Annotated in this window: 23 protein-coding genes; 21 read left to right on the top strand and 2 right to left on the bottom strand. The window is 63.3% G+C overall.

Features of this window, described 5'->3' with window-relative positions; genetic code table 11:
• The first annotated feature begins 3 nt into the window (after positions 1-3).
• From LY622_RS01570 to glmS, 16 genes are all read left to right on the top strand, one after another.
• Complete coding sequence (locus tag LY622_RS01570) at positions 4-774, top strand: ParA family protein (protein ID WP_234289278.1); 771 nt, start codon at positions 4-6, stop codon at positions 772-774.
• A 54-nt stretch (positions 775-828) separates the two neighbouring features.
• Positions 829-1743, top strand: a complete 915-nt coding sequence (locus LY622_RS01565) for a ParB/RepB/Spo0J family partition protein (RefSeq protein WP_234289277.1) — start codon at positions 829-831, stop codon at positions 1741-1743.
• A 207-nt stretch (positions 1744-1950) separates the two neighbouring features.
• Positions 1951-2355: an ATP synthase subunit I gene (locus LY622_RS01560; protein WP_234289276.1), complete on the top strand. Its 405-nt coding sequence runs from the start codon at positions 1951-1953 to the stop codon at positions 2353-2355.
• 12 nt (positions 2356-2367) lie between these two features.
• Complete coding sequence (gene atpB / locus LY622_RS01555; protein ID WP_234289275.1) at positions 2368-3195, top strand: F0F1 ATP synthase subunit A; 828 nt, start codon at positions 2368-2370, stop codon at positions 3193-3195.
• Positions 3196-3260: 65 nt separating this feature from the next.
• Positions 3261-3488: a F0F1 ATP synthase subunit C gene (gene atpE, locus LY622_RS01550; protein WP_234289274.1), complete on the top strand. Its 228-nt coding sequence runs from the start codon at positions 3261-3263 to the stop codon at positions 3486-3488.
• A 73-nt stretch (positions 3489-3561) separates the two neighbouring features.
• The gene (locus LY622_RS01545; protein ID WP_234279851.1) at positions 3562-4032 is read left to right on the top strand and encodes a F0F1 ATP synthase subunit B; all 471 of its coding nucleotides are present in this window, start codon (positions 3562-3564) and stop codon (positions 4030-4032) included.
• Between the two features lie 12 nt (positions 4033-4044).
• Positions 4045-4581, top strand: coding sequence for a F0F1 ATP synthase subunit delta (locus tag LY622_RS01540; RefSeq protein WP_234289273.1), 537 nt, complete (start codon positions 4045-4047; stop codon positions 4579-4581).
• A gap of 16 nt (positions 4582-4597) precedes the next feature.
• Positions 4598-6142 carry a F0F1 ATP synthase subunit alpha gene (gene atpA, locus LY622_RS01535; protein WP_234289272.1) on the top strand — a complete coding sequence of 515 codons (1545 nt, stop codon included), beginning with the start codon at positions 4598-4600 and terminating at the stop codon, positions 6140-6142.
• A gap of 70 nt (positions 6143-6212) precedes the next feature.
• Positions 6213-7094 carry a F0F1 ATP synthase subunit gamma gene (gene atpG, locus LY622_RS01530; RefSeq protein WP_234289271.1) on the top strand — a complete coding sequence of 294 codons (882 nt, stop codon included), beginning with the start codon at positions 6213-6215 and terminating at the stop codon, positions 7092-7094.
• A 64-nt stretch (positions 7095-7158) separates the two neighbouring features.
• Positions 7159-8535, top strand: a complete 1377-nt coding sequence (atpD, locus tag LY622_RS01525) for a F0F1 ATP synthase subunit beta (RefSeq protein ID WP_234289270.1) — start codon at positions 7159-7161, stop codon at positions 8533-8535.
• 25 nt (positions 8536-8560) lie between these two features.
• On the top strand, positions 8561-8989 hold the full coding sequence (locus tag LY622_RS01520; protein WP_234279846.1) for a F0F1 ATP synthase subunit epsilon: 429 nt from the start codon (positions 8561-8563) through the stop codon (positions 8987-8989).
• 160 nt (positions 8990-9149) lie between these two features.
• On the top strand, positions 9150-10523 hold the full coding sequence (mgtE, locus tag LY622_RS01515; RefSeq protein ID WP_234289269.1) for a magnesium transporter: 1374 nt from the start codon (positions 9150-9152) through the stop codon (positions 10521-10523).
• 337 nt (positions 10524-10860) lie between these two features.
• The gene (locus tag LY622_RS01510; protein ID WP_234289268.1) at positions 10861-11658 is read left to right on the top strand and encodes an undecaprenyl-diphosphate phosphatase; all 798 of its coding nucleotides are present in this window, start codon (positions 10861-10863) and stop codon (positions 11656-11658) included.
• 44 nt (positions 11659-11702) lie between these two features.
• Positions 11703-12767, top strand: coding sequence for an FAD:protein FMN transferase (locus LY622_RS01505; protein ID WP_234289267.1), 1065 nt, complete (start codon positions 11703-11705; stop codon positions 12765-12767).
• Positions 12768-12848: 81 nt separating this feature from the next.
• The gene (gene glmU, locus LY622_RS01500) at positions 12849-14216 is read left to right on the top strand and encodes a bifunctional UDP-N-acetylglucosamine diphosphorylase/glucosamine-1-phosphate N-acetyltransferase GlmU (RefSeq protein ID WP_234289266.1); all 1368 of its coding nucleotides are present in this window, start codon (positions 12849-12851) and stop codon (positions 14214-14216) included.
• Positions 14217-14226: 10 nt separating this feature from the next.
• Complete coding sequence (gene glmS, locus LY622_RS01495) at positions 14227-16059, top strand: glutamine--fructose-6-phosphate transaminase (isomerizing) (protein WP_234289265.1); 1833 nt, start codon at positions 14227-14229, stop codon at positions 16057-16059.
• A 29-nt stretch (positions 16060-16088) separates the two neighbouring features.
• Here glmS and LY622_RS01490 read toward each other — a convergent pair whose 3' ends face one another.
• Complete coding sequence (locus LY622_RS01490; RefSeq protein ID WP_234289264.1) at positions 16089-16685, bottom strand: phosphatase PAP2 family protein; 597 nt, start codon at positions 16683-16685, stop codon at positions 16089-16091.
• Between the two features lie 100 nt (positions 16686-16785).
• On the opposite strand from LY622_RS01490, the gene LY622_RS01485 reads away from it, so the two are divergent.
• A complete protein-coding gene (locus LY622_RS01485) occupies positions 16786-17652 on the top strand; it encodes a DUF72 domain-containing protein (RefSeq protein WP_234289263.1) in 867 nt (288 codons plus the stop codon).
• A gap of 131 nt (positions 17653-17783) precedes the next feature.
• Positions 17784-19130, top strand: coding sequence for a sodium-dependent transporter (locus tag LY622_RS01480; RefSeq protein ID WP_234289262.1), 1347 nt, complete (start codon positions 17784-17786; stop codon positions 19128-19130).
• 69 nt (positions 19131-19199) lie between these two features.
• Here the strand turns inward: LY622_RS01480 and LY622_RS01475 are convergent, their stop codons facing one another.
• Positions 19200-19400, bottom strand: coding sequence for a PA3496 family putative envelope integrity protein (locus LY622_RS01475; RefSeq protein ID WP_043517401.1), 201 nt, complete (start codon positions 19398-19400; stop codon positions 19200-19202).
• 211 nt (positions 19401-19611) lie between these two features.
• On the opposite strand from LY622_RS01475, the gene hexR reads away from it, so the two are divergent.
• The 3 genes from hexR to LY622_RS01460 all read left to right on the top strand — a co-directional run bounded on the left by hexR (position 19612) and on the right by LY622_RS01460 (position 24579).
• Positions 19612-20475, top strand: a complete 864-nt coding sequence (gene hexR, locus LY622_RS01470; RefSeq protein ID WP_114478175.1) for a transcriptional regulator HexR — start codon at positions 19612-19614, stop codon at positions 20473-20475.
• 638 nt (positions 20476-21113) lie between these two features.
• On the top strand, positions 21114-23321 hold the full coding sequence (gene uvrD / locus LY622_RS01465; protein ID WP_234279839.1) for a DNA helicase II: 2208 nt from the start codon (positions 21114-21116) through the stop codon (positions 23319-23321).
• A gap of 157 nt (positions 23322-23478) precedes the next feature.
• Positions 23479-24579, top strand: a complete 1101-nt coding sequence (locus tag LY622_RS01460) for a TRAP transporter substrate-binding protein (RefSeq protein ID WP_234289261.1) — start codon at positions 23479-23481, stop codon at positions 24577-24579.
• Positions 24580-24590 lie beyond the last annotated feature (11 nt).

The raw sequence follows: 24590 nt of genomic DNA, 5'->3' as shown, positions 1-24590 counted from the left end.
CCCGTGACCCAGATAATCGCCTTGACCAACCAGAAGGGCGGCGTGGGCAAGACCACCACCGCCGTCAACCTGGCCGCCAGCCTGGCGGCGCTGGATCGTCGCGTGCTGCTGGTCGATCTCGACCCCCAGGGTCATGCCACCATGGGCAGCGGTATCGACAAGCACAGCCTGGATGGCAGCGTGCTCGACATGCTGCTGGGCGACAAGAGCGCCCTGGAGGTGATGCTCGACTGCCCCGCGGCCGGCTACGCCCTGCTGCCGGGCAACGGTGATCTCACCGCTGCCGAGGTGGAGCTGCTCGATCGCCACGAAGGGCGTGAGCGCTGTCTGATCGAAGCCCTGAAGCCGGTCGCCGGTGAATACGACGTGGTGCTGATCGACTGCCCGCCGTCGCTCAACATGCTGACGGTCAACGCCCTGACCGCAGCCGATGGCGTGCTGATCCCCCTGCAGTGCGAATTCTATGCCCTGGAGGGGCTCTCGGCACTGCTCGATACCGTCGAGCAGATCAAGGACCGGGTGAACCCGGGGCTGGCCATCTACGGCATCCTGCGCACCATGTTCGACTCGCGCAACAGCCTCACCCGCGACGTCAGCAAGCAGCTGCGGGACTATTTCGGCGAAGCCCTGCTCAAGACCACCATCCCGCGTAACGTGCGCGTGGCCGAGGCGCCGAGCCATGGGCTGCCGGTGACCAAGTATGCGCGCTTCTCGCGAGGCAGCCAGGCCCACCGGGTACTGGCCAAGGAGCTGATACGCCGGCTGTCGCTGTAACGTCGGTTCGTATCGTTGCCGACACATGCTCGTTGTGATGATGAGGGAAGATAAATGACGCGAAAACGCGCCCTGGGCCGCGGCCTGGATGCCCTGATCGGTGCCGGTGCCCGCCGCCGCGAGAGCCTCGAGCTGCCCGAGGTCGAGATCGATGTCCTCAATGAAGGCGAGGCACCGCCTGCAGTGGTTGCCGAGGATCGCCTCGAGCGACTGCCGCTGGGCCAGCTGTCTCGCGGCAAGTACCAGCCACGCCGGGACATCCAGCCCGAGGCGCTGGAAGAGCTGGCCGACTCGATCCGTGCCCAGGGGGTGATGCAGCCCATCGTGGTGCGGCCCATCGGCGAGGCGCGCTACGAGATCATCGCCGGGGAGCGGCGCTGGCGGGCCGCCCAGCTGGCCGAGCTCGACACCATTCCGGCGGTGATCCGTGAAGTCACCGACGAAGTGGCCCTGGCCCTGGCCCTGATCGAGAACATCCAGCGCGAGGATCTCAACCCCGTCGAGGAGGCCATGGCGCTTAAGCGGCTGCTCGAGGAGTTCGAGCTGACCCAGCAACAGGTCGCGGATGCCGTCGGTCGTTCCCGTGCCCAGGTGGCCAACCTGCTGCGTCTGTTGACGCTGGATCCTGAAGTGCAGACCCTGCTCGAACGCGGCGACCTGGACATGGGCCATGCCCGGGCCCTGCTGGCACTCTCCGGTGCCAGGCAGCGCAAGGCCGCCCACGAAGTGGTCAACAAGGACCTGACGGTTCGCGACACGGAAGCGCTGGTCAAGCGCCTGGTGAACGGCGAACCGAGGAAGCCCGAGGCGGCCGCCACCAGCCCCGACGTGGCCCGCCTCGAGACCCGGCTTGGCGAAGTGCTCGGCGCGCCGGTCAAGATTCAGCACGGTCGAGGCGGCAAGGGTCGGGTCACGATTCGCTATTCGAGCCTGGATGAGCTCGACGGCATCCTGGAACACATTCGCTAGGCGCTGCGATGGCGTCAGATCGGAGCGCATGTGTCGACAATCCTTGCACCTTTGGTCGCAAAGTCGCACCATTCGGCAGCAAAAGAGCGTTGTTCGGTTGAAGGCCCAGAGGCGCTTCCCTATAATCCGCCGTTGTTTGCCTGAGTGTCATGCTCGGTACAGCCGGCACCCGAACCCTGCCAAGGCGGGGCAGGAAATGTCGACAGGATGCACAGACACGTTGCCACAAGGCGCCGGCGCCTGGATTTCACCCGCCTGTTCCTGGCTCAGGGTCTGGCCACCCTGATCGTCGCGTTGCTGGCCGGCCTGCGGCATGGCCACGAGGGGGTGCTGTCTGCCCTGCTTGGTGGCGCGGTCAGCCTGGTGCCCACGCTCTATTTCGTCTGGCGTGGCTTGCGCATACGGGATGGCCGTCGGCCGCGGGTCAGCGTGATGAATCTCTATCAGGCAGCGATGGGCAAGTTCGGTTTGACGGTAGCACTGTTCGTGATTGTCTTCGTCACAGTGCCCCCCTCAAACCCGGCTTTTTTCTTTGTCGCATATGTGGCGGCTCAACTCATGCACTGGCTCACACCCTGGCTCTTGCGTGACCGGCCGACCCACCGAACCTGAGGTAAGCAGCGTATGGCAGCAGATAATGAAATATCCGCCATCTATTACATACAGCACCACCTCCAGAACCTGACCTTCGGCAGGCATCCCGAGAATGGCTGGTCGCTTGCCAGTACCTCCGCCGAAGCCACCGAGATGGGCTTCTGGGCCATTCACCTGGATACCATGGGCTGGTCCATTGCCATGGGTGTGCTGTTCCTGGGGCTGTTCCACAAGGCAGGCCGCATGGCCACCACCGGAGTCCCCGGCGGGCTGCAGAACGCTGTCGAGATGGTCATCGAGTTCATCGAGAACCTGACCCGCTCCACCTTCCACGGCAAGAATCCGCACATCGCGCCGATAGCGCTGACGCTGTTCGTCTGGATCCTGCTGATGAATACGCTGAAGATCCTGCCGGTCGACTACTTCCCGGAGCTGTTCGGTCGCCTGGGCCTCGAGTACATGAAGATCGTGCCCACCACCGACGTCAATGCCACCCTGGGCATGGCGCTGGGCGTGTTCTTCCTGATCGTCTTCTACAGCATCAAGGTCAAGGGTGCCGGCGGGTTCGCCAAGGAGCTCTCGCTCACGCCGTTCAACCACTGGCTGCTGATTCCCTTCAACCTGATCCTCGAAATCGTCGGCCTGATCGTCAAACCGATCAGCCTGGCACTGCGTCTGTTCGGCAACATGTTCGCGGGTGAGGTGATCTTCATCCTGATCGCGCTGCTGCCGTTCTGGGCGATCTGGGTGCTGGATGTGCCCTGGGCCATCTTCCATATCCTGGTGGTGTCACTGCAGGCGTTCATCTTCACGACGCTGTCGATCGTGTACCTGAGTGCCGCTCACGAGCACCACTGAGCCAAGCAATTTTGCAAACGCGGTAACTTGAAACCTGACCTCAACGTAAAACTAGGAGCAATATCATGGAAATCGTCTACCTTGCCGCCGCCATCATCATCAGCGTCAGCGCCCTGGCAACCGGCATTGGCTTCGCCCTGCTGGGCGGCAAACTGCTCGAGTCCACCGCGCGTCAGCCTGAGCTTGGCGACCAGCTGCAGACCCGTACCTTCATCATGGCTGGCCTGCTCGACGCCGTGCCGATGATCGGTGTTGGTATCGCGATGTACCTGATCTTCGTCGTTGCCGGTTAATGACAGCACCGAGCGCTGAGGCGCTCGGTTCGCTTCTATCCGGTCGCCACGAACCCGTCAGAGGTACATACCCGTGAATATCAACATGACGCTTATCGGGCAAACGATCGCCTTTGCGATCTTTGTCTGGTTCTGCATCAAGTACGTATGGCCGCCGATCAGCACTGCGCTTCATGAGCGCCAGAAGAAGATTGCCGATGGCCTCGACGCAGCCAGCCGGGCGTCTCGCGACCTCGAGCTTGCTCAGGAGCAGGCAGCTCAGACGCTGCGCGAGAGCAAGGAGCAGGCCTCTCAGATTCTCGATCAGGCGAACAAGCGTTCCAGCCAGATGATCGAGGAGGCCCGCGAGCAGGCCCGCGCCGAAGGCGAGCGCCTGGTGGCCGGAGCCCGTGCCGAGATCAATCAGGAAATCAATCGCGCCAAGGAAGAGCTTCGCGCCCAGGTGGCCTCGTTGGCCATTGTCGGTGCCGAGCGTGTTCTGGAAGCCTCCATCGACGAGAAGGCACACCGCAAGCTGCTAGACAAGCTTGCTGCCGAACTGTGAAGGAGGTGACCCATGGCGGAAACGTCTACTGTCGCACGACCCTACGCCAATGCCGCGTTCGAGTATGCGCGGGACCACAAGGCGCTTGAAGCCTGGTCCGACATGCTGGTCAAGCTGGGCCAGGTCGTCGCGGAGCGTGATGCTCAGAAATTGATCGCGAGCCCCAAGATTGCCACCGACCGCAAGGTCGAGATGGTGATCGAGGTCGCCGACATCAGCGTGGACGATGCTGGTCGTCGCTTCCTCGAAGCCCTGGGTGACAAGGGGCGGCTATCGGCCTTGGGTGCCATCGCCGAGCAATTCGAGCGCCTGCGCGCCGACCACGAGAAGCGCATCGACGTCACCGTGGTCACGGCCTATGCGCTCGACGACAAGCAGCAGAACAAGCTCGCCGGCGCGCTCAAGAAGCGGCTGAATCGCGAAATCTCCATTACCACTCAGGTGGATCCGAAGCTTCTCGGAGGCGTCGTCCTGCGCGCCGGCGATACCGTCATCGACGGGTCGGTGCGCGGTCGACTGAATCGCCTCTCCGAAGCCCTTATCGCCTGAGTCTGAGGGACATGGCATGCAGCAACTGAATCCTTCCGAGATCAGCGACATCATCAAGCAGCGTATCGAAAAGCTGGATGTCGCATCCGAAGCCCGTAACCAGGGCACCATCGTCAGCGTCTCCGACGGCATCGTGAAGATTCACGGCCTCGAAGATGCGATGTTCGGTGAAATGATCGAATTCCCCGGCAACATCTTCGGCATGGTGCTCAACCTGGAGCGTGACTCCGTGGGCGCCGTGGTACTGGGTGACTACCTGCAGCTGGAAGAGGGCATGACCGCCAGCTGTACCGGTCGTATCCTCGAGGTGCCGGTGGGCCCCGAACTGGTCGGCCGCGTGGTCGACCCGCTGGGCAACCCCATCGACGGCAAGGGCGACATCGACGCCAAGATGACCGACGCGGTGGAAAAGGTCGCCCCGGGCGTCATCACCCGTCAGTCCGTCGATGAGCCGATCCAGACCGGTCTCAAGTCGATCGACGCCATGGTGCCGATCGGTCGCGGTCAGCGTGAGCTGATCATCGGCGACCGCCAGATCGGCAAGTCGGCCATCGCCGTCGACGCCATCATCAACCAGAAGGGCAAGGGCGTCACCTGTATCTACGTCGCCATCGGTCAGAAGCAGTCGACCATTGCCAACGTGGTGCGCAAGCTCGAAGAGCACGGTGCCATGGAGCACACCATCGTGGTCGCCGCCGGCGCCGCCGATCCGGCCCCGATGCAGTTCCTGGCCCCCTATGCGGGTTGCACCATGGGCGAGTACTTCCGCGACCGCGGCCAGGACGCCCTGATCGTCTATGACGATCTGACCAAGCAGGCCTGGGCCTACCGTCAGGTATCCCTGCTGCTGCGTCGACCGCCGGGCCGTGAAGCCTACCCGGGTGACGTCTTCTATCTCCACTCGCGCCTGCTCGAGCGTGCCGCTCGCGTCAACGTCGAGTACGTCGAGAAGTTCACCAACGGTGAAGTGAAGGGCAAGACCGGTTCGCTGACCGCACTGCCGATCATCGAGACCCAGGGCGGCGACGTCTCCGCGTTCGTTCCGACCAACGTGATCTCGATCACCGACGGCCAGATCTTCCTCGAGACCGACCTGTTCAACGCGGGTGTCCGCCCGGCCATCAACGCCGGTCTGTCGGTATCGCGGGTGGGTGGCGCGGCCCAGACCAAGATCATCAAGAAGCTGGGTGGCGGTGTGCGTCTGGCACTGGCCCAGTATCGCGAGCTGGCGGCGTTCTCGCAGTTCGCCTCCGATCTGGACGAAGCGACCCGCAAGCAGCTGGAGCATGGTCAGCGCGTCACCGAGCTGATGAAGCAGAAGCAGTATTCGCCGCTGTCCGTGGCCGAGATGGGGGTGTCCCTGTACGCCGCCAACGAAGGCTTCCTGGATGACGTGGACGTCAGCAAGGTGCTGGACTTCGAGCGTGCCCTGCACGACTACATGAAGTCCGAACATGCCGAGCTGCTCGATCAGATCAACCAGACCGGCGACTACAGCAAAGAGATCCAGGAAAGCTTGAAGTCGGGTCTCGAGAAGTTCAAGGCCACTCAGAGCTGGTAAATGCCGCCGGCCCACCCCCAGCGGGTGGGCCCTGGACATCTTCTGAGGGTCAAGAACGAGGTAGATCGCTATGGCAGCTGCAAAAGAGATACGCACCCAGATCGGGAGCATCAAGAATACGCAGAAGATCACCAGCGCCATGGAAATGGTGGCTGCATCGAAGATGCGTAAGGCACAAGATCTGATGAGGGCCAGTCAGCCCTATGCCCGTCAGATCCGCAACGTCGTGAGCCATATTGCCGACGCCAACCCCGAGTACCGCCACGACTACATGATCGAGCGTGACGCGAAGCGGGTCGGCTATATCGTGGTATCCACCGACCGCGGCCTGTGCGGCGGCCTGAACGTCAACCTGTTCAAGGCCGTGCTCAGGGATGCCAAGGCATGGCGCGACAAGGGCGCAGAGCTCGATTTCTGCGCCCTGGGCAGCAAGGCCAGCGGCTTCTTCAAGAGCTACGGGGGCAACCTGGTGGCGGCGAAGAGCGGGCTGGGCGAGTCGCCCGAGGTCGAGGATCTGATCGGTAGCGTCAAGGTCATGCTGGATGCGTATGACGAGGGGCGCCTGGATCGGCTGTTCGTGGTGTACAACGAGTTCGTCAACACCATGACGCAGAAGCCGGTGGTCAGGCAGATATTGCCCCTGTCTCCCGATATGGGAACGGATACGGATCACGATGAACACAAGCGTCCCGGTAGCTGGGACTACCTGTATGAGCCGGATGCCAAGGCGCTGCTCGATAGTCTGCTGGTTCGTTTCATCGAATCGCAGGTCTATCAGTCGGTGGTCGAGAATGGCGCCTGCGAACAGGCAGCGCGAATGATCGCGATGAAGAGCGCCACTGACAACGCCGGCGGTCTGATCGACGACCTGGAGATGGTGTACAACAAGGCCCGCCAGGCCGCCATCACCCAGGAAATCTCCGAGATCGTCGGTGGCGCCGCCGCCGTATAGCGCCAGGGGAGGGTAGCCCTCCCGGCATGCAGGTTTCATTTTCAGGTATTTGAGAGGAACCAAGATGAGCGGACGTATCGTACAAATCATCGGCGCGGTGATTGACGTAGAGTTTCCGCGGGACGATGTTCCCAAGGTCTACGACGCGCTGAAGGTCTCGACTGCCGAGACAGTGCTCGAAACCCAGCAGCAGCTGGGCGACGGCGTGGTGCGCACCATCGCCATGGGCTCCACCGAGGGCCTCAAGCGTGGTATGGAGGTCACCAACACCGGTGCCGCCATCTCCGTGCCCGTGGGCAAGGAGACGCTGGGTCGCATCATGAACGTGCTCGGCGAGCCGATCGACGAAGCGGGTGACATCGGTGAGGCTGAGCGCATGCCGATCCACCGCAAGCCCCCGACCTATGCCGAGCAGGCGGCTTCCAACGAGCTGCTCGAGACCGGCATCAAGGTCATCGATCTGGTCTGCCCGTTCGCCAAGGGCGGCAAGGTCGGCCTGTTCGGCGGCGCCGGCGTGGGCAAGACGGTCAACATGATGGAGCTGATCCGCAACATCGCCACCGAGCACAGCGGTTACTCCGTGTTCGCCGGTGTGGGTGAGCGGACGCGTGAGGGTAACGACTTCTTTCACGAGATGACCGAATCCAACGTTATCGACAAGGTATCGCTGGTCTACGGTCAGATGAACGAGCCGCCGGGCAACCGTCTGCGCGTGGCCCTGACCGGCCTGACCATCGCCGAGAAGTTCCGCGATGAAGGCCGCGACGTGCTGCTGTTCGTCGACAACATCTACCGTTATACCCTGGCCGGCACCGAGGTATCCGCACTGCTGGGCCGTATGCCCTCTGCGGTAGGCTACCAGCCGACCCTGGCCGAGGAGATGGGCGTTCTGCAGGAGCGTATCACCTCCACCAAGACCGGCTCGATCACTTCCGTACAGGCCGTCTACGTGCCCGCGGATGACTTGACCGACCCGTCGCCGGCGACCACCTTCTCGCACCTGGACGCCACCGTGGTACTGGCGCGCTCCATCGCCGAGCTGGGTATCTACCCGGCCATCGACCCGCTGGACTCCACTTCGCGTCAGCTGGATCCGCTGGTCGTCGGTGAAGAGCACTACGACACCGCGCGCGGCGTGCAGAACGTGCTGCAGCGCTACAAGGAGCTCAAGGACATCATCGCGATCCTGGGCATGGACGAGCTGTCCGACGAGGACAAGCTGGCCGTATCCCGGGCGCGGAAGATCCAGCGCTTCCTGTCGCAGCCGTTCTTCGTTGCCGAGGTGTTCACCGGTGCTCCGGGCAAGTACGTATCGCTGAAGGACACCATCCGTGGTTTCCAGGGTATTCTTGGTGGCGAATACGACGATCTGCCGGAGCAGGCCTTCTACATGGTGGGCAGCATTGACGAGGCCGTCGAGAAAGCCAACCAGATGAAGTAAGGCCGTCCACCAGGGGGACTTCGCTATGGCGAACAGCTTCAAGTGCAACATCGTCAGCGCCGAAGAGGCGATCTTCTCGGGTGACATCGAGCAGCTCGTCGCTTCCGGCATGATGGGCGACCTGGGCATACTGCCCGGGCACGCCCCGCTGCTGACCGAGCTTCAGCCAGGTCCGATTCGGGTGATCCACGACGGCGGCGCAGAAGAGAACTTCTACGTCTCCGGCGGCTTCCTGGAAGTGCAGCCGGACGTGGTCACCATCCTCGCCGATGCGGCTTCACGGGCCGGCGACCTCGATGAGGCCGCCGCCGAGGAAGCCCGTCAGCATGCGCTGAAGGCGTTCAACGACAAGTCGTCGGAGCTGGATTACAGCCGTGCCGCGGCCGAACTCGCGGAAGCCGTGGCACAGCTGCGTACCATCCAGCAGCTGCGCAAGAAGGCCGGCAAGGGCTGAACCGGGCCCTTACCGTGTAAAACGCCCCTCGAACACTGTTCGAGGGGCGTTTTCGTCTCTGCTATGATGTCGCCCATGCCTCGGGTCGCTCCCGAAACGTCCTCATCCGCCCCGAGCTGGTGAAAGTCATCGACTTTCGTGGCGGCGCCAGGAGATGCCCATGTCACTGAACGAAACTCTTCAGGAACAGAAAGATACGCTTTTGGAGGCACTGCAGGATGAGCAAAGGGAGCATCTCGATGAGCTGCTGCCCGAGCTGCGTGCCGCCGACCTGGCGGAGATCCTGGAGGATATCGTCGAGGAGGAGGATGGCCTTCCCCTCGTGCTGGGATTGCTGGACTGTCTTCCGATCGAGCGTCGAGCCAATGTGCTCGGCTACCTGCCGGGCGACGAGCAGTTGGAGATCGCCGAGGCGATCTCCGACGACATGCTGCTGTTGATTCTCGAGGAGATGGGGTCGGATGAGCGTGCCGACCTGTTCAACCTGCTGGGCGAGGATCGTCGCGAGACGCTGCTGCGTCGGATGGCACGCCAGGAACGCGAGGACCTCAAGCGACTGGCGAGCTACGAAGAGGGCACCGCCGGGGCGATCATGACCTCGGATTATGTCGCGATCCCCAGCGGCATGACGGTGTCCCAGGCGATGATGCGGGTGCGGCAGACCGCACCGGACGCCGAGACCGTCTATCAGCTCTATATCATCGACGGAGATGGCCGGCTGGCGGGCACCATGTCGCTGCGTCAGCTGATGGTGGCCAGGCCCGGGGCCCAGGTCGACGACCTGATGATCAAGGATGTGATCAGCATCTCGGTGGACGAGGAGCAGGAAGAGGTCGCCCGCCTGATATCCCGTTATGACCTGCTGGCCATGCCGGTCACCGACCACGATGAGCGGCTGGTGGGCATCGTCACCCACGATGACGCCATGGACGTGGCGGAGTCCGAGGCCACCGAGGATTTCCACAAGGGGATGTCCATCGGCCAGCTCGAGGACGGCGTCAGCCGGGTGCCGATCTGGAGCCTCTATCGCAAGCGGGTGACCTGGCTGGTACTGCTGGTCTTTGCCAACCTCTTCTCCGGTGCCGGCATCGCCTACTTCGAGGACACCATCGCCGCTCAGGTGGCGCTGGTGTTCTTCCTGCCGCTATTGATCGGCAGTGGCGGTAACGCGGGGGCGCAGGCCGCGACCCTGATGGTGCGCGGTATGGCCACCGGCGACGTCGGAGTCAAGGACTGGAGCAAGCTGCTCGGTCGTGAGCTACTGGTGGCGGGAGCGCTGGGCCTGACCATGGCGCTTGCCGTGGCCCCCATCGGGGTGATGCGCGGCGGCGAGGCGGTGGCCATGGTGGTGGCCATGAGCATGGTGACCATCGTGCTGTTCGGCAGCCTCCTGGGCATGTGCCTGCCGTTCGTGCTCAACCGGGTGGGCTGGGACCCGGCCACCGCCTCGGCGCCGCTGGTGACGACTGTCATCGATGCCTGCGGCGTGGTGATCTATTTCAGCATCGCCACGGCGATACTGACGGGACTTTGATCGCTGCTTGGCTGTCGGACCCTTGAAAGTGTCACGGTTCGCCCTGGTACGGTGCCGGTCGTCACTCCCTGTTCTTGAGCCATGAGCGAATCACCACGACCAGGATGACCGACAGCAGAATGGAGAAGGGAATGGCGATGAGCAGGACGGCAGGCTTGATCATCTCTGCGGCCATGGGGTCTCCTTCGAAAGTGACTAGCGGGGGGAAGCATAGCCTCCCGGAGCAGTGGGGGCGTGTCAACCGCCGATCGGGCGTGTATCCTCTGGAGCGTTTCATCCCTGCGTCTGGCGGGTTCAACCGCCGCTGCTTACGACGCTCCAGTCAGGAGACTGCCACATGGATTGGCTTCAGGTCGCGATACTTGCCCTCGTTCAGGGATTGACCGAGTTCCTGCCGATCTCCAGCTCCGCCCACCTGGTTCTGGTACCCGTGCTGACCCAGTGGGAGGATCAGGGGCTGGCCTTCGATGTGGCCCTGCATATCGGCAGCCTGTCGGCGGTGGTGGTCTATTTCCGCCATGACCTGGTGCGTATGGGCGACAGCCTGATGAGCTACGTTCGCGGCCGTGGCATGGATGCGGATGGGCGCCTGGCCGGCTGGGTGCTGCTGGCCACCTTCCCCGTCGGGCTTGCCGCCCTGATTTTCAAGACACCCATCGAAACCGTGATGCGTTCACCGCTGGTGATCGGCATGAGCCTGATCGGCTTCGGTCTTCTGCTGGGTTATGCTGACTGGCAGCGGCGCTCCGGGCGAAGTGAGTACCAACTCACGCTGAAGGATGCGCTCCTGATAGGCGGGGCCCAGGCGCTGGCGCTGATTCCCGGCACCTCACGCTCGGGTATCACCATTACCGCGGCCCTGCTGCTGGGGATGAGCCGGGAGGGTGCGGCACGCTTCTCCTTCCTGATGTCGATTCCGGTGATCGTGCTGGCCGGAGGCCTGGAGATCAGCGAACTGATCCGGGACCCCGAGCCGATCGCGGTTTCTGCATTGCTGGTGGGAGCGGTAATATCCGGTATCAGCGCCTATGTCTGCATTCACTACTTTCTGGCGTTCATCAAACGGATCGGCATGCAGCCCTTTGTGGTCTATCGCATCGTTCTGGGCCTCTGGCTGCTATGGATCTTCTGGTAGCCGCAAGGCGAAACCCTGCTGTTCTCGAGGAGAGCTTCATCATCATGCGTCGACTTCCCCCTCTTCTTGCCTCTGCGGCGCTGCTGTTGCTGCTGGTGGGCTGCTCGGAAAGCGATCGTCCGCTGGAGTCGCCGGTACTCCTCGAAGGCGCCATCTTCGGCTCCTTCTATCAGGTCACCATTGCCGACTCCCTGACCCAGGGAGAGGCGCAGCGGCTCGAGGAGGGATTGGTCGAGGTGCTCGAGGACGTGGATGCCGTCATGTCGATCTACCGCGAGGATTCGGAGCTGATGGCCTTCAATCAGTCGCCGGTGGGGGAGTGGCAGCCGCTCTCCGATGAACTGATCGAGGTACTGGCGATCAGTTCATCGGTGGCCGAGGCGAGCAACGGGGCCTTCGACGTGACCATTGGCGGGATAGTCAACCTGTGGAGCTTCGGCTCGGAGGCGCGTCCCCGGGAGATACCGGATGATGACACGCTGAGTGAACGCCTGGCCGAAGTGGGGATGGACAGTATCGAGATCGACGAGAATGCACTGCAGGCCCGGCGTATGAGTGATGTCTTCGTCGATCTCGGTGGGGTGGCCAAGGGGCATGGTACGGACCGGGTGGCGTCCTACCTGGATGGGCAGGGCGTCGAGCACTACCTGGTCAACCTCGGCGGCGACCTGATCGTGCGCGGCTACCGTGATGCCGAGAGCCAGCCCTGGCGCATCGGTATCGAGGCGCCACTGGACGATCGCCAGGAAGCGCAGCATATCCTGCCGCTGGAGGCGATTTCGGTGGCCACCTCCGGGGACTATCGCAACTACTTCGAGGAGGAGGGGCGGCGCTACTCGCATACCCTCGACCCGCGAACCGGACGGCCCATCGATCATCGTCTGGCATCGGTCACCGTGGCGCACCCTTCCAACGCCTGGGCGGATGCCTGGGCGACCGCGCTGATGGTACTGGGGGACGAAGAGGGCCTGGCGCTGGCCCGGAACCAGGATCTCAAGGTATTGATGCTGATCCGTGAAGAGGGCGGCTGGGCCAGCGTGGCCACGTCTGCCTTTGCCGACCACTTCGGCCAGTCGCGGATGGCGGAAATGGAGATCGAGGTTCGCTGAAACAAGCAACCCGTGCGGCGGCGGCAGATGCCGCAGGTTAAACTGTCGCAATACGCAATAAACCAAGGAAAAGGAGTCAAGATGAGCCTCGACGTGGTGATTCTGGCCGCCGGGCAAGGGACGCGGATGCGCTCGCAGCTGCCCAAGGTACTGCACCGCCTGGCCGGCAAGCCGATGGTGTGTCATGTCATCGATACCGCCCAGCGGCTCGAGGCCGACCGGATGCATGTCGTGGTCGGTCACGGCGCGGATCGGGTGCGTCAGGCACTCGGCGAGTATCCGGTACGCTTTGCGCTGCAGGCGGAGCAGAAAGGCACCGGGCATGCGGTGGCCCAGGCGCTCGATGGCCTTGGCAAGGGCAAGGTACTGGTCCTGTACGGCGACGTGCCGCTGATTCGCCACGAGACCCTGTCGGTATTGCTCGATCAGGTCACCGAGTCGCGCATGGGCCTGCTTACCGTGACCCTCGACGACCCCAATGGCTATGGCCGCATCCTGCGCAACGATGCCGGCGAGGTCGTCGCGATCGTCGAGCAGAAGGATGCCAGCGAGCGGGAGTTGGCGGTGCGTGAATGCAATACCGGCATCATGGCCATGACGGCAGCACAGCTGCAGCGCTGGCTGCCCCAGCTTTCTGCCGACAACGCCCAGGGCGAGTATTACCTGACCGATGTCATCGCCATGGCGGCGGCCGACGGTGTGGCGATCGCCACCGCACAGCCCGACAACCCGCTGGAGGTGGAGGGAGTCAACAACCGCCTGCAGATGTCGCGGCTCGAGCGCGCACACCAGGCCCGTATCGCCGAGCAGCTGATGCTCCAGGGCGTGGCCCTGCTCGATCCGGCGCGGCTCGATGTGCGCGGTCGTCTGACCTGCGGCCACGACGTGGAGATCGACGTGGGCTGTGTCTTCGAGGGCGAGGTCGAGCTCGGTGAAGGTGTTCGCATCGGCCCCCATTGCGTGATTCGCGACAGCCATATCGGTGCCGAATCGGTGATCGAGGCCCATAGTGTCATCGATGGGGCCGTGATCGCCGGCCGCAACCGTATCGGGCCCTTCGCCCGGCTGCGCCCCGGCTCGCGTCTGGCGGTGGGTGCCAAGGTGGGAAATTTCGTCGAGACCAAGAACGTCGAGGTGGGCGAGGATAGCAAGATCAACCACCTGAGCTATGTGGGAGACGCTCGACTGGGTCGCAACGTCAACGTCGGTGCCGGTACCATCACCTGCAATTACGACGGCGCCAACAAGCATCGCACCGAGATCGGCGACGGCGCCTTCATCGGCTCCAATACCGCCCTGGTGGCTCCGGTCAGTGTGGGCCGCGGCGCCACCGTGGGGGCGGGGTCGACGATCAGCAAGGACGTGGCCGACAATGCGCTGGCGGTCTCCCGAGGCCGGCAGATCGCCAAGGCGGACTGGCCGCGGCCCACCAAGGCAAAGGATTACTGAGGAGAGCGCGATGTGTGGAATCGTTGGCGCCGTTGCCCAGCGCAATGTGCAGAATATCCTGCTCGAGGGGCTGCGGCGCCTGGAGTATCGCGGCTACGACTCGGCCGGCATGGCAGTGCTTGCCTCGGCGGGGCTGCAGCGCTGCCGGGCGCTGGGCAAGGTAGCCGCACTGGAACAGCGGCTTGTCTCCGAACCGCTGCCCGGTCACTGTGGCATCGCCCACACCCGCTGGGCCACCCACGGCAAGCCCAGTGAGGCCAATGCGCACCCGCACGCCTCGGGTGATCGGCTGGCGGTGGTGCATAACGGCATCATCGAGAACCACGAGGCGCTGCGTCACGAGCTCAAGGACGCCGGCTATGTCTTCGCGTCGCAGACCGACACCGAAGTGGTGGCCCACCTGCTGGAGCGTGAGTATCGTCTTGGCGACGGCCTGCTGGCATCGGTTCAGCGGGTGCTGAAGCGGCTGGAAGGCGCCTATGCCCTGGCCGTAGTACATGCCGATGAGCCCGACGTCATCGTCGGTGCGCGCAAGGGCAGTCCCCTGGTGGTAGGGGTGGGTATCGACGAGGCCTTCCTGGGGTCCGACCCGCTGGCCTTGCTGCAGGTCACCGACCGCTTCATCTATCTGCAGGAGGGCGATGTCGTTCGCCTTTCCGAGGGTGGCCGCGTCGAGGTCATCGATGAAGCCGGCCGGCCGGCCGCGCGGGAGACCCAGACGTTCGAACATGGCGATGGCGCCGCCAGCAAGGGTGACTACCGCCACTTCATGCAGAAGGAGATCTTCGAGCAGCCGGCGGTGATCGCCGCGGCACTGGAAGGCCGGCTGGGCGACAAGTCGGTACTGGTGGAGAGTTTCGGACCCGGAGCCGAAGCGCTGTTCGCGCGTGTCCGGCAGATCCATATCGTGGCCTGTGGTACCAGCTACCATGCCGGGATGGTGGCGCGCTATTGGCTGGAGCGCTATGCCGGGATTCCGGCCCAGGTCGAGGTGGCCTCCGAGTATCGTTACCGGACGGTGGTCGTGCCCGAAGGGACCCTCTTTGTGACGCTGTCACAGTCCGGCGAAACCGCCGACACCCTGGCCGCGCTGCGCTTTGCCCGCGAGCAGGGCTATCTGGGCAGCCTGGCGATCTGTAACGTGCCGGGCAGTTCGCTGGTGCGTGAATCCGATCTGACCCTGATGACCCAGGCCGGCCCCGAGATCGGCGTGGCCTCGACCAAGGCGTTCACCACCCAGCTCACCGGCCTGATGCTGTTGACCCTGGCCCTGGGCCGGATCAAGGGGCTTTCCTCCGAGCTTCAGTCAGAGCTGGTGGCCGGGCTGCGCGGCCTGCCACGGCTGGTGTCGCAGGTGTTGAAACTGGATGGCGAGATCGAGACGCTGTCGATGGCCTTTGCCGAGAAGAATCATGCGCTCTTTCTTGGCCGGGGCGTGCATTTCCCCATTGCATTGGAAGGTGCACTGAAGCTCAAGGAGATCTCCTATATCCATGCCGAGGCCTATCCCGCCGGTGAGCTCAAGCACGGGCCCCTTGCCCTGGTGGATAGCGAGATGCCGGTCATCTCGGTGGCGCCCAACGACGAACTGCTCGACAAGTTGAAGTCCAATCTCCAGGAAGTGCGAGCCCGTGGCGGCGAGCTGTTCGTCTTTGCCGACGAAGCGGTGGGGCTGGAAGAGGAAGAGGGCATACGCGTGCTCAGGCTGCCCCATGTGCATGATGCCCTGGCACCGATTCTCTATACCATTCCGCTGCAGCTGCTGAGCTACCACGTGGCGGTACTCAAGGGCACCGACGTCGACCAGCCGCGTAACCTGGCCAAGTCGGTTACCGTCGAGTAGCCCGGGATGGCGCCGAGCCCGCATCGGGCTCAGCGTTGTACCCAACCACGGCGAATCAGCGGGGCGAACAGCAGGCGGTAGAGTCGCCTTGCCACATGGTGGTAGAACGGCAGGATCAGCCAGCTGCGGCTGGCGCCGACCAGCGTAGCCATGCACGCGGCCAGCAGCAGGGCACCGAGCATGTCCTGGGGGAAATGAACGCCGAGAAAGACCCGCGCCCAGGCAACCGGCACCGCCAGCAGCAGCAGGTAGCGTCCGATACGTCGGGTCTCGGCATGCAGCAGCAGGCTGAAGGCCATGGTCAGCATGATCGTGGCATGGTTGCTGGGGAAGGCGGGGGTAGGCGCATGTTCCAGGAACGTGAACCCTACCGGGATCATGAAGGGCCGGGGCATGGGCCAGAGATGGCCGATCAACCCGCTGGCGGTCAGGGCCAGTAGGGTGGCCATGAAAGCCTCGAGCAAGGGGCGTTTCAAGCGGTCGCTTCCGCGTAGCCAGCCAATAACCAGCAGGGCCGGCACCAGCCAGATCAGGTAAACGGCCAAGACCTCCGCCAGCACCAGCAGGCGAGGATTGCTCTCGGGTGCAGCGTTCAACTGCGCGAACAGGACAAGATTGAGCGTCATTTCCATGGTCGTTGGGCGCAGCTTCCTTCTACAGCGTGGGGCGGGCCGCTCATGCTGCCAGTTGCCAGGCGTTGTTTCCGATTAATTTTGTTACAGGAGTATGGCAAGGTTGTCCAGACTGTATCTGGGTTTGCCCATGTGGGCCAATCCCGAGTGGTGTGGCTCCCTTTACCCGCCCTACGGGGGCCAGGAGGGCTGGTTGGCCGACTACGCCCGGGTGTTCTCCGCGGTGGAGGGCAACACGACCTTCTATAGTGGGGCGCCCCGGTCGGAGACGGTGGCAGGCTGGTCGCGCCAGGTCCCTGCCAACTTCCGCTTCTGCTTCAAGCTGCCGGCGACGTTGACCCATGAGCAGCGACTCCAGGGTGTCGAGTCGGGTTTCGATGCCTTTCTCGAAGCCCTTGCGCCGCTGCACGATCGCCTGGGCCCGCTCCTTGTCCAGCTACCGCGAAATTTCGGTTATAGCGAACTGCCTCGGCTCGAGGCGTTGCTTGCGCGCTGGCCGCCCGGCATTGCCTGCGCCGTGGAGGTTCGTCATCCCGAGTTTTTCCACAAGGGGGTGGCTGAAGTTGCCTTGAACCGCCTGTTGATAACTCACCGTGCCAACCGCGCCATGCTCGACGTTCGCGCACTGTTCTCGACGTCGGCGGAGGGTAGCCCAGCCCTTGTCCACGCCCAGAACGAAAAGCCACGATGCCCATTACACGTGCTTTCCACGGGAGAGCAACCGCTGATTCGCTTCATCGGGCATCTGGATGAGTCGGTCAACTGGCATTATTTCCAGCCCTGGATTAACCAGATCAGGCTGTGGATAAAACAGGGGAAAACCCCTTTCCTTTTTGTGCATACCGCCAACAACCTTCAGGCCCCGCAGTTGGCCAGGAGGCTCTATCAAGCCTTTGCCGACGACATCGGCCTGTTGCCGATGGGTGACTTTGCCGGAGAGCGGCAAACGAGCCTGTTCTAAGGCATATCGACGCTGGCCTTCGAGCGTATGATCGGATAGATTTGCCGTAATTCGAGTCAAAAACCTTCCTATCTTCTGTGTTTTTGTGCTTGAGACAGACCAACAACCTGATACACAACAATAGGTGATTCATGTCGAAACTCGTCCATGCACAGTGGTCGTCGAAGATGACCTTCGTGCTAGCTGCTGCCGGCTCCGCGGTGGGCCTGGGCAATATCTGGCGTTTCTCCTATATGGTGGGGGAGAGCGGTGGCGCCGCCTTCGTGCTGGTCTACCTGGCCTGTGTCGCGGTGATCGGCCTGCCGATACTCGTCGCCGAGTGGCTGATCGGGCGTCGTGGACAGAACAATCCCGTCAATGCCATGTTGAAGCTGGCTACCAGTAGCGGAAAAACCAGGGCCTGGGCGCTGGTCGGCGTCAGCGGGGTGCTGGCCGCCTTCCTGATTCTCTCCTTCTACAGTGTCATCGGTGGCTGGTCCCTCTACTACACCCTCAACTCCGTTACCGGCACCTTCACCGGCCAGGATGCCGACAGCGTCGGGGCCATCTTCGGTGGCCTGCTGGGTAGCCCGGGTGTGCTGCTGCTGTGGCATACCGCCTTCATGGCGCTGGTGGTATGGATCGTCGCTCGCGGGGTGACCAAGGGCCTGGAAGGCGCCGTGCGCACGCTGATGCCGGCGCTGGTGGTATTGATGATCGTGCTGGTGGGCTATGGCATGACCACGGGTCACTTCGGTGAGGCGCTGGCCTTCATGTTCAGCCCCGACTGGGGTGCCTTGAGCGGTGATATCGTACTGGCCGCCATGGGCCAGGCCTTCTTCACCCTGTCGTTGGGGATGGGCATCATGATGGCCTACGGTTCCTACCTGGGTGAGGACGTCAACCTGTTGGGTACGGCGCGCACGGTGATCATCCTGGATACCGTCATCGCGCTGCTGGCGGGGCTGGCCATCTTCCCCATCGTATTCGCCAACGGCCTGAGTGCCGGAGAAGGGCCGGGCTTGATCTTCGTCACCCTGCCGCTGGCCTTCGGCAACATGACCGGTGGGATGATTCTCGGCCTGATGTTCTTCCTGCTGCTGACCTTCGCCGCCCTGACCTCTGCGATTTCACTGCTGGAGCCGGTGGTGGAGTTCGTCGAGGAGCGATCGCCGCTGACCCGGGTGATGGCCACATTGGTCGGTGGCGTTGCGGTCTGGGCGCTGGGTATCGCGGCATTGATGTCGTTCAACGTCTGGGATGAGTTCCTGATCTTCGGCCTCAACGTCTTCGACCTGCTGGATACCTTCACCAGCAAGATCCTGCTGCCGCTGACCGGCCTTGGTGCCATCGTCTTCGTGGGCTGGTGCCTGGATCGCAAGAGCGTCGCCGGGGAGCTGAACCTGAGCGCTGGCAGCGAGACGGTCTGGTATGTCGTGGCGCGCTATATTGCGCCGCTGGGCGTGATCCTGGTGTTCATCAACAGCTTGCTGGGGTGACAGGTCCCTGAGCCCCGCCGGACGGGGCTTGAGCGACTGCCTTGGACGGCCGCCGACAGGCGGCCGTCGTCAATGCTTTTCGTCTTCGGCCAGATCGGCGATATTTCGCTCCAGCTGTTTGAATTCGTTGTGCAGCTCGATGCCGCGGCGCGCCCTCAGGTTGCGCTGAGCGGCGGTGCGTGAGCGTCTCTCGTGTTCGGCGACTTTCAAGCTCATGAAGATGTCGAGAAGCTCACTCTTGACGGAAGTTACGCGTTCGATCTTGCTCATGATCGACTCTCCCTCTTCTTCTTTGTCGTCTCTTCTTGCCTACGGTTGTCGGCATGCCGTCACCCAGCTAGATGGCGGCCAAGCTTTTCTACTATACCCTACTTGACAGGATGATGACTAAGTGGGTCATTTCACGCAGCAGGGCGAAATTCCATATCGTCTTCGTGATGGGGCATACTGAACCCTGCGACTGCCAACCAAGGAGTTCAGCGTGAGCCGCGCCCTGTTCGATGAAATGAGACGCCGCATGGAGCACTTTCGCCGCTCCGAGCAGAAGGTGGCGCGCTACGTTCTGCGCAATCCCGATGAAGTGATCCATATGCGCATCGTCGACCTGGCGACCGAGTCCAAGGTCAGCGAACCCACCGTGGTGCGGTTCTGCCGGGCGCTGGGCTGCAATGGCTTCCAGGACTTCAAGCTCAAGCTGGCACAGATGCTGGCTTCCGGCAGCCAGTTCGCCCAGTTCTCGATGAACGATGACGATTCGGTGGCCGAATTCTCCCAGAGCATCTTCGACTCCACCGTGGGCACCCTGCTGTCGGTGCGCGATCGGATGGACAACGAGGCCCTGAGTCGGGCTATCCAGGCGCTGGCCATGGCCAATCGGGTGGAGTTCTACGGTTTCGGCGCATCGGGTGCGGTGGCCTTCGACGCCCAGCACAAGTTCTTCCGCCTGCAGATCTCCACCGCCGCTTACGCCGACCCGCACATGCAGAACATGTCGGCGGTGACCCTCAAGGAAGGCGATGTCGTGGTGGCGATCTCTCAGACCGGCCGGACCCGGGCGCTTGTCGCCAGCGTGCGCCTGGCCCGCGAGGCCGGTGCCACGGTGATCGGCCTGTGTCCCAGCGGCTCGCCGCTGGCCGAGGAGGTGACCCTGCCGCTCTATATCGACGTGCACGAGGATACCGAGATCTACACCCCGATGAGCTCGCGCATCGCCCACCTGGTTCTGGTCGACGTGCTGGCGGTCGGAGTGGCCAAGACCCGTGGCCCCAGGCTCGCCGAGCAGCTCAAGGCGGTGAAGAAGAGCCTGACGCCGCTTAGGTTTCCGGAGCAGGAAGGCAAGCCGTAGCCCAGCGTTGGGGATAACACTGCGGCCTCCGCCAAGGCGCCTGACGGCGCCAGTCGCGATGCAGAGCAGCGCTCCAACAGCTGCTTTCTCCACGGAAGGAGCTACACCGCTGTAGGAGTAGCTTTAGCTCACGACTGGAGGCCGAAGGACTCCCGGCGGTGTTGCCGGTGTCTGACGATAACCACTGACGTTGCCGCCCCCGCCAAGGCGCCTGACGGCGCCAGTCGCGATGCAGAGCAGCGCTCCAACAGCGATCTTCTCCACCAATGGTGCCACGCACTGTGGGAGGAAGCTTCAGCTCACGACTGGAGGCCGAAGGACTCCTGGCGGTGTTGCCGGTGTCTGACGATAACCACTGACATTGCCGCCCCCACCAAGGCGCCTGACGGCGCCAGTCGCGATGGGAACTCGGAGCGCCGAACCGAGCGCTCCAACAGCGATTCTACCCACCGACGATGCCACGCCGCTGTGGGAGTAGCTTCAGCTCACGACTGGAGGCCGAAGGACTCCCGGCGGTGTTGCCGGTGTATGACGATAACCACTGACGTTGCCGCCTCCGCCAGGCGCCTGATGAGTCTTATGCGTCATCTGGATATGCTAAGCTGAGCGCTCATTTTTCGAGCGGCAGTACCCTTCCCATGGACGACGTCACGGCGATTCTCGATCAGTTGAACCCGGCTCAGCACGAGGCGGTCAGCGCTCCCCAGGGCAACATGCTGGTGCTGGCCGGGGCGGGTTCCGGCAAGACCCGTGTGCTGGTGCATCGCATCGCCTGGCTGATGCAGGTCGAGGGCCTGTCGCCCTACGCCGTGCTCGCCGTGACCTTCACCAACAAGGCCGCGCGGGAGATGCGCACCCGCCTCGAGGCGCTGCTGGGGCTGTCGCTGCGCAACGTCTGGGTCGGTACCTTCCACTCTATCGCCCATCGCCTGCTGCGTACCCACTGGCAGGACGCCCGCCTGCCCCAGCACTTCCAGATCATCGACAGCGACGACCAGCTTCGCCTGGTCAAGCGCCTGCTCAAGGAGAATCACGTCGATGACGAGCGCTATCCGCCGCGCCAGGTGCAGTCATTTATTTCCGGCTGCAAGGAAGAGGGGCTGCGGCCGCATCAGGTGGATGCCCATGGCGATGCCTACCTGGCACAGATGGTGGATCTCTATGAGCGCTACCAGCTGACCTGCGAGCGGGGCGGGCTGGTCGACTTCGGCGAACTGCTGCTGCGCAGCCTGGAGCTGCTGCGCGACAACCCGGCGCTGCTGGCCCACTACCAGGAGCGCTTCGGCCATGTGCTGGTCGACGAGTTCCAGGACACCAATACCCTGCAGTATGCCTGGCTCAAGCTGCTCTCCGGCATGAAGACGCCGATGACGGTGGTCGGCGACGACGACCAGTCCATCTACGGTTGGCGCGGCGCGCGGGTGGAGAATATCCGCCGCTTCGAGCAGGAGTTTCGCGATACTCGCACCGTTCGGCTGGAGCAGAACTATCGCTCCACCAGCGCCATTCTCGAAGCCGCCAATGCCCTGATCAGCCACAACGCCGATCGCATGGGCAAGGAGCTGTGGACGGCTGGTAGCCGCGGCGAGCCGATCTCGCTCTATGCCGGCTTCAACGACCTGGATGAGGCGCGCTTCATCGTCGATACCATCAAGGAGAAGGTCGACGAGGGGTACAATCGCCGCGAGATCGCCATTCTCTACCGCTCCAACGCCCAGTCGCGGGTGCTGGAGGAGACCTTGATCCGCCAGGGGATGCCCTATCGCATCTACGGGGGCCATCGCTTCTACGAGCGCCTTGAGATCCGCAATGCCCTGGCCTATCTGCGCCTGTTGCTCAATCGCGATGACGACGCCTCGCTGGAGCGCATCATCAATGTGCCGGCCCGGGGCATCGGCACCCGCACCGTGGAGATCCTGCGCGAACGAGCCCGCCATGCCGACGTCACGCTGTGGCAGGCCCTGCATGACGGGCTTGCCGACGCGTCGCTCAAGGGGCGCGCCGGCAACGCCATTCAGGCGTTCGCCGACCTCATCGAGCGGCTGGACAACGAGACCGCCGGCATGTCGCTGCACGAGATCATCGCCCATGTGATCGAGCATTCGGGCCTGGTCGAGCACCACCGCAGCGAGAAGGGCGAGAAGGGGCAGGCACGGGTCGAGAACCTCGAGGAACTGATCAATGCCGCCCGCGCTTTCACCCAGGGCGAGGCACTCGAGCCGCCGGAGACGGGAGAGGGCGGCGTGGCACTGGAGGCCTTCCTCTCCGAGGCGGCGCTCAATTCTGGCGAGCACGAGGCCGACGAGTTCGAGGACTGCGTGCAGCTGATGACGCTGCACTCCGCCAAGGGGCTGGAGTTCCCGGTGGTGTTCATCGCCGGGGTCGAGGAGGGGCTGTTTCCTCACAAGATGTCGCTGGAGGAGCCCGGGCGTCTCGAGGAGGAGCGCCGGCTCTGCTATGTGGGCCTGACCCGGGCCATGCGCAAGCTCTACCTGACCTATGCCGAGATCCGGCGCATGCACGGCAAGGAGACCTTCCAGCGGGCCTCGCGCTTCCTGCGCGAGATTCCCGACGAGTACATGGAAGAGGTACGGCTGCGGGGACAGATCTCCCGGCCGGTCACGGCCATGCGCCCTGCGGTTGGGCTCTCCCGCCAGACCTCGGTCAACGGCGGCGGCGATCTCCCCAGCCTGAGCCTGGGGCAGCGGGTGCTGCATCCGGTGTTCGGCGAAGGGGTGATCCTCAACGCCGAGGGCGAGGGAGAGCGAGCCCGGGTCCAGGTCAGCTTCGAAGGCGAGGGTGACAAGTGGCTGGTGTTGGGGTTTGCCAAGCTCACCCCGCTATAGGGAAACGCCGCTTTACGGCTGCGCTCCCCGGGTACGTTGACGTCTACGTCAAAAGGCGCGCTTGCTGCCTAATTTGTCCTTACGCATACTCTCAGGCGGACACATCGCGCCATACAAGACGCGAATCAGAATAATCACCCTCGGAGTCACGTACGCCATGCAACGTCGCTTTTTTCTGAAGAACAGTCTCAAGACCGTCGGCCTCGGTGCCGTCGGCGTCGCAGCAGCCGCTTTCGTATCCACGGCCAGCGCGCAGGAGACCATCACCTGGGACATGGTCACTTCCTGGCCGACCAACTTCCCCGCCCTGGGCACCGGTGCCAATGACTTCGCCGAGCGCATCGAGACGCTCTCCAACGGCCGCATGCGCGTACGCGTGCACGGCGCCGGCGAGCTGGTGCCGGCAATGGAAGTCTTCGATGCCGTCGCCGCCGGTACCGCTGAAATGGGCCACTCCGCCGCCTACTACTGGCGGGGTAAGGTCGCCGCGTCGCAGTTCTTCACCGCGGTGCCGTTCGGTATGAACACTACCGAAACCAATGCCTGGCTCTACTATGGCGGCGGCCAGGAGCTGTGGGATGAAATCTATGCCAAGCACAACCTGAAGCCCTTCCCCGTGGGCAACACCGGTGCGCAGATGGCCGGCTGGTTCAAGGAGGAGATCAACTCCCTCGAGGACATGCAGGGGTTGAAACTGCGCCTGCCCGGCCTGGCCGGTGAAGCCATGAATGGCATCGGTGTCACCACCGTCAACATGGCGGGCGGTGAGATATTCACCTCCATGCAGACCGGGGTGCTCGACGCTGCCGACTGGGTCGGCCCCTATAACGACATGGCCTTCGGCCTGCATCAGGTCGCCGACTACTACTACACCTCGCCGTGGAACGAGCCCACTGCGGTGCTGGAGGGAACCGTCAACCTGGATGCCTGGAATGCGCTGCCCGACGATCTCAAGGCGGTAGTGACCGAGGCGGCTCGCGCCTCCAACCTGGCGATGATCAGCGAGTTCGCCTATCGCAACGCCCAGGCGCTGGATACCCTGGTGGAGGAGCACGGTGTCCAGCTGCGCACCTTCCCCGATGATGTCGTCGAGGCGCTCTACGAGTCCTCGCAGCAGGTCATTCAGAATCAGGTGGAGAACGATCCGGATTCCGCCAAGGTCTACGAGTCCTACCAGGCTTTCCAGAGTCTGGTGCGGCCGTTCCATGACGTGGGTGAATTCGACTACCTCAGGACCCGCGAGAACCTCAGGGACTGATCCGCAAGGGG

It is taken from the genome of Halomonas alkalisoli (genome assembly GCF_021412585.1).
Lineage (GTDB): Bacteria > Pseudomonadota > Gammaproteobacteria > Pseudomonadales > Halomonadaceae > Halomonas > Halomonas alkalisoli.
Note: the sequence above shows the minus strand (reverse complement) of the source record. Positions and strands in the feature narration are given on the sequence as shown.